This window comes from Streptomyces sp. NPDC037301, assembly GCF_055602785.1.
The window spans coordinates 1-4,662 of record NZ_JBVJWD010000134.1 but is presented as its reverse complement, the minus strand read 5'-3'; the positions used below and the strand labels follow the sequence as shown (position 1 = coordinate 4,662).

At 71.9% G+C, this 4,662-nt stretch carries 5 protein-coding genes; 2 read left to right on the top strand and 3 right to left on the bottom strand.

Going from position 1 to position 4,662, the window contains the following annotated elements; all coding sequences use genetic code 11:
• A partial coding sequence (locus ACZ7IB_RS48745; protein ID WP_470921789.1) for an IS110 family transposase occupies positions 1 to 164 on the bottom strand: 164 nt, incomplete at its 3' end.
• A gap of 690 nt (positions 165 to 854) precedes the next feature.
• Positions 855 to 1,379, bottom strand: a complete 525-nt coding sequence (locus ACZ7IB_RS48740) for a hypothetical protein (protein ID WP_470921788.1) — start codon at positions 1,377 to 1,379, stop codon at positions 855 to 857.
• Positions 1,380 to 1,524: 145 nt separating this feature from the next.
• Between ACZ7IB_RS48740 and ACZ7IB_RS48735 the strand changes: the two genes are divergently transcribed.
• Complete coding sequence (locus tag ACZ7IB_RS48735) at positions 1,525 to 2,052, top strand: phosphate-starvation-inducible PsiE family protein (RefSeq protein WP_470921786.1); 528 nt, start codon at positions 1,525 to 1,527, stop codon at positions 2,050 to 2,052.
• Here ACZ7IB_RS48735 and ACZ7IB_RS48730 read toward each other — a convergent pair.
• Positions 2,026 to 4,209, bottom strand: coding sequence for an FUSC family protein (locus tag ACZ7IB_RS48730; protein ID WP_470921784.1), 2,184 nt, complete (start codon positions 4,207 to 4,209; stop codon positions 2,026 to 2,028). The genes ACZ7IB_RS48735 and ACZ7IB_RS48730 overlap by 27 nt on opposite strands.
• A 247-nt stretch (positions 4,210 to 4,456) precedes the next feature.
• Here ACZ7IB_RS48730 and ACZ7IB_RS48725 point away from each other — a divergent pair.
• Positions 4,457 to 4,662: hypothetical protein (locus tag ACZ7IB_RS48725; protein WP_470921782.1), on the top strand; the 206-nt coding region annotated here is incomplete at its 3' end.

Below are 4,662 nucleotides of genomic sequence, written 5' to 3'. Positions count from 1 at the left end.
ACCTGACGGTCGTCGGCCAGGCCCAGGACGTCGCCGATCAGCTTCAGCAGCTCGGGCTCGTCGTTGGCCACCCGCCGCGACAGCAGGGTCTTGCCATCGGCGTCCAGCGCGAGGCCGTGATGGTGGCCCTTGCCACTGTCAATCCCCACCCATATCCGGCTCATCATGCTCCTGACGTGCGTGTTCGTTCAGTTCGTACCACGGACGACCTCGCCGGCATTGCTCTACTCAGCGACTTGTTCGCACTTCCTAATCGGCGGCCGAGTCGTCGTGGGGTGCCGGGCGGCGAAGCGAGGAAAGCCACGAGACGGCAGCCGCCTGATAGCCACACCCAGCACCCCTGGGCGACCCAACCCTACGAATGGCTCGATCAACCCGATCAAGACGGTAGAGCCGCCTGAGCGCGCCGTGTCCATCCGGCGCCGGGCGCGTTCGTCACGGTGACGCGTACACGGGTTGCAAAGACCCCACGGGACTCGTGCCGCGGGCGCCGGGGCCGCAGATACCCGTTCCGCCCTTCCTGGCCGTCAATCGAAGCCCTTGTCCGCCCGGGACCAGGGCTTCGTGCTGCCCCGCGAGCTGGGACGCGGTGGGGGCGGGGCAGGTGTGGATGTGACGGGCTGCCGGGCTGGCGGCAGCCCAGGAGCGCGGCGCCCGCACCGCGCGGTCAGCAACCAGGCCAGGGATGACGGCGGGCAAGGATCGCCCACTCCTCATCCGGCCGGCCCGGCACGAGACGGCCGTCCGTCTCCCACCGCAGGGCGAGTTCGGTGAAGATCGGCCTTCAACACGCTGAACTTGACTTGATTAGGGAACGCACCTGGTCCAACGACACCACCCACGCGATCCACGAATCACAGACCCTGCGCATCGAGCGCGTCCACGAAGCCCACCCACGCGAGACCTCGTCCTCCCCGGGTGCCGGACGGCCGAAGACGGGCCAGCGGCTCTTCGTCCTGCGCGGCCTGTTGCCTGACGACGCCGACCACCGCCTGCCACTCCCGGCGCCGCAGACGCCGGGAGCCGAGGGCGAGCAGTGAGATCAGTGCGACCCTGTGCTCAGGTTCGACCTCGGTGCTGACCGGGTTGCGCTCCATCCGGCTCGGCAGGTCGGTGAGGAAGACGCCGATGTCCCAGTCGCCGTCCTCCAGACGGGTGCCGACGATTTCGGCCACGTCGGACACGTCGACCTGCTCGTCCGCCACCAGGGGCGCCGTCACGGTGTCCGCCTGCCAGCGGATGCCCCTGGCGATGCGGCGGCGCAGATTCTCCGGCAAGCGGGGGGCGAGGTCCCGGGCCATCTCGGAGGGCAGGCCCGGGTCGGCGACCAGGACGAACCGCAGGTTCCTGCCGTTCGTGTCCGCGTCGGGCTGCCTCATACACCCTTGTCCTGCCGCCGGGTGGGCCTCGGTGATGTCGCGCCTCGCCCCTTCCCAGGGCTGCCACCACAGGGAGGGATCCGCTTGTCCACCCGTTCGGCAACACGCCGCGCCTGCGGGCCGGGGCACCCCTAGCATGCTGACTATGCGACCCAATCTCCCGAAGATCGAGGGCGGCCGGGTACAGGGCCTCTTGCAGCTCATCGAGGACGGCATCCACCTCGTCGTCGCGGCGCTCCTCGTACTGCTCGCGGGGCTCCTGACCGTCGGGGTCGTCCACGACGTCATCAGGTCGATCCAGGGGCCGTACCGCGAGGAGACGGTCGTTATCTCCGCCCTGGACAACGGCCTTGTGCTGTTCATCGTGGCCGAGCTGCTCCACACCGTCCGCCTCACCATCAGGAACCAGACCCTCGACGCGGAGCCGTTCCTCGTCGTCGGCCTTGTTGCCGGCATCCGCAAGGTGCTCATCGTGACGGCCGAGGCGGAGAAGTCCTTCCGGTGGAACGTCGAGGGGATCGAACTGCTCATCCTGGCGGGGTTGATCCTCGTGATGGCGACAGCGGCGTACGTGTGGCGGCGCTCGACGCGGCCGGGAGACTACTTCCCGCTCCAGGAGGTGCGGCGCACCCCGTCGCCGGAGCCGTCACCCACCCCGGTGCGCGGGTCCTGATCCGTCACCTTCCGCCGCCACGGCCGCCCGCACCCGCTGCTCCTCGCGAGCGGAGCCGACGTCCCGTTCCAGGGGGGTGCGGCTCACGGCTGTCGCGAGGTCCTCCAAGGCCCGCTTCTGCACTTCCGCCTCGCGCCGCACCACCGGGTTCCGGTCCCCGGCGGCGCCCTCCCACGCGTGGAGCGCCTCCTCCACGCGCCCCCAGTCCGGATTCCTGTGCTCGCGCACGTCGACTGCCGCCTGCTCGGTGTCCGCCTCCAGGGCCTCGGCGAACCGCTCCGCCTCGGGGACGAAACGGCTGTCGGCCCGCGGGACATGGCTCTCCAGGCTCTCCATGAGCATCGCCGCCCGGCCGAACCCCTTGAGCGCCTCCTGCGCCTCCTCCGCCTCGCGCGACGTCAGACCCCTGGGGCGGACCGGTTCCTGCCTTGCCCGGTCATATGCCTCCTGCCAGGCGGCACGTGCCTCCCTGCTCGCCAGCAGGGCCCTGCGCATGTCGGCGCGATGCTCCCGGGTCGGTTCGGCGTAGCTGCGGAGCACCGCGGCCGCGTAGCGGCCGTTGGCGGCGAGCCAGTCCGCAAGCCGGCCCGGCAGCCGGGGCGTCTCCCATGCGGGGAACACCACGTACGCCAGCATTGCCAGGGCCCCGCCGAGCAGGGTGAGCACCACCCGCTCCGGGACCGTCTGCTCCCATGCCTGGCCGCCCATGCCGAGCAGGAAGACGACGTACGCGGCAGTGAAGCACTGGGAGTAGGCGTAGCCGGTACGGATCAGCGTGTACGACAGGCCCGCCGAGACCACCGCCAGCGCGCCGAACACATGGGCGTCCGGGCCCAGGGCCCGCACCATCCCGGTGGCAAGCGCGACCCCCGCCAGGGTCCCGGCGAGACGGGCCACCGCACGCGCGTACGTCCGGTGGAAGTCCGGCCGCATCACCATCACCGAGGCAATGGGCGCCCAGTAGCCGTGGCCCAGGGGGAGCCGGGCGGCGATCAGATAGCCGAGCGTGGCCACCGCCGCCAGGCGGACGGCGTGCCGGAACACGGGCGAGTCCCGGCGGAACTCACGGCGGACCGCCCGGACGACGACCGGGACCAGCCGGAACATTGTCGGGCGCACCAGGAACTGGGCGCCCGCGGGGCCGGGCGGCGTGGGCGCCTTCCCGCACGCGCCACCGCTCCCGGCGATCTCCAACGCCTCGCCGAGCAGTTCCACGAGCCGCTTGGCAGCCTGCCGCGCGGGCCCCTCCAGCACTTCGTGCTCCTCGTCGACGCGCAGGACGTCCGTGCTCCCGGGCGGCACCTCGGCGGGAGTGCCGCGGCGGATCGAACGGGCGGCCGCGTCCACGACGTCGGCGGCTGCGTCGAGCAACTCCCGCGCGCGGTCCCGCCCGGGTCCCTCCGCCGGGGCGCCGACGTCCGGGTCGGCGAGCGCGGCGACGACCGGCCGAATGCGCTCGGCGAGGCCCCGGGGGCCGTGGAGGACGGGGGAACGGGTTCGGGCCTGTGATGGCGTCACGGCGGCCGCGTCCCGGGCCGTCATCAACGGCTCCGGTTCGAACGGGGCGGTCGGGTCGTGCCGCAGCCGGCGGGAGTAGTCCGCCACGGCGGCCAGGGCGTCGGCAAGCGCGTCACGATGCGCCCCCCAACGGCGGATCGGGAACAGCAAGATCAGCACGGCCTGCGCCACGCCTCCGAGCGCGATGACCCCGGCGTGCTCCAGGGCTCGCCCGACGCTCGTGGGCAGGGTGATGGTCACCAGCATGCTGCCGACCGTCGTCGCTGCGACGATCCCAGCGGTCGATCCGACGGCCCATGCCATCCCCGCGACAAAGGCCCATACGGCCAGCAGTGGGAGGAACGTCACGAGTCGCCCCGCCGCCAGGTAGCCCACGAAGGTGCTGAGCGCCAGACCCGCGCCCGCGCCGAGCGCGATCACCTTGCGTGGACGCCAGGTGCGCTGGAAAGTGGCCCCACCTGCGGAGTAGGCACCGAGGGCGGCGGACGCGGCGTACGCAGGGGAGACCAGCCACAGCGCCGGCCCGATGACGATCGCCAGCCCAGCAGCCGTGCGCAGCGCGAGCAGGGGCTCCAGCCGCGTCTCCTCGATCGTGAGCCCGGATCGCACGACCTCCCCGAGGGCCCGCAGCCACGTCACGGGTGTGAGCTTAGCCGGAACGCCCTGCCGGGTCGCGTCGGCCGCGCCGCCGCCTCCTGGCTGCGCTGCGCTCGGCGGGCGTGCGACCCCGGGCCGACCTGCACTCACAAACCGGCACCCTCGCTTACAGGGCAATCGATGACCGCACCCCCAGCGCCGCCTGTTCACCCCCAGCGGCCGCGGCTCGTCGTCGTTCTCGTGGCCGATCCGGGATGGCCAACGGAGGTTGCGAAGCGACTGAAGCAGGGTGACGGACCTGCCCTACCGGGACAACTCCCGCCCCGCCATTGCCATGATCGGTCCGCTGGAGCACATCGCGCTGCTGTCGCTGCCCATGCTTAGCCTGATGCGCGCCGCCCACCGGCTGAGGGGAGCGGCCCTCGGCGTGATCGGAGCGCTGATCCCGGAGTCCGGCAACGCCCTGCCACCCAGGAGGATCCAGTACACCAGCGA

Coding starts and splice junctions, on each gene's coding strand:
- ACZ7IB_RS48735 (WP_470921786.1), top strand. CDS start 1,525: ATGCGACCCAATCTCCCGAAGATCGAGGGCGGCCGGGTACAGGGCCTC.
- ACZ7IB_RS48740 (WP_470921788.1), bottom strand. CDS start 1,379: ATGAGGCAGCCCGACGCGGACACGAACGGCAGGAACCTGCGGTTCGTC.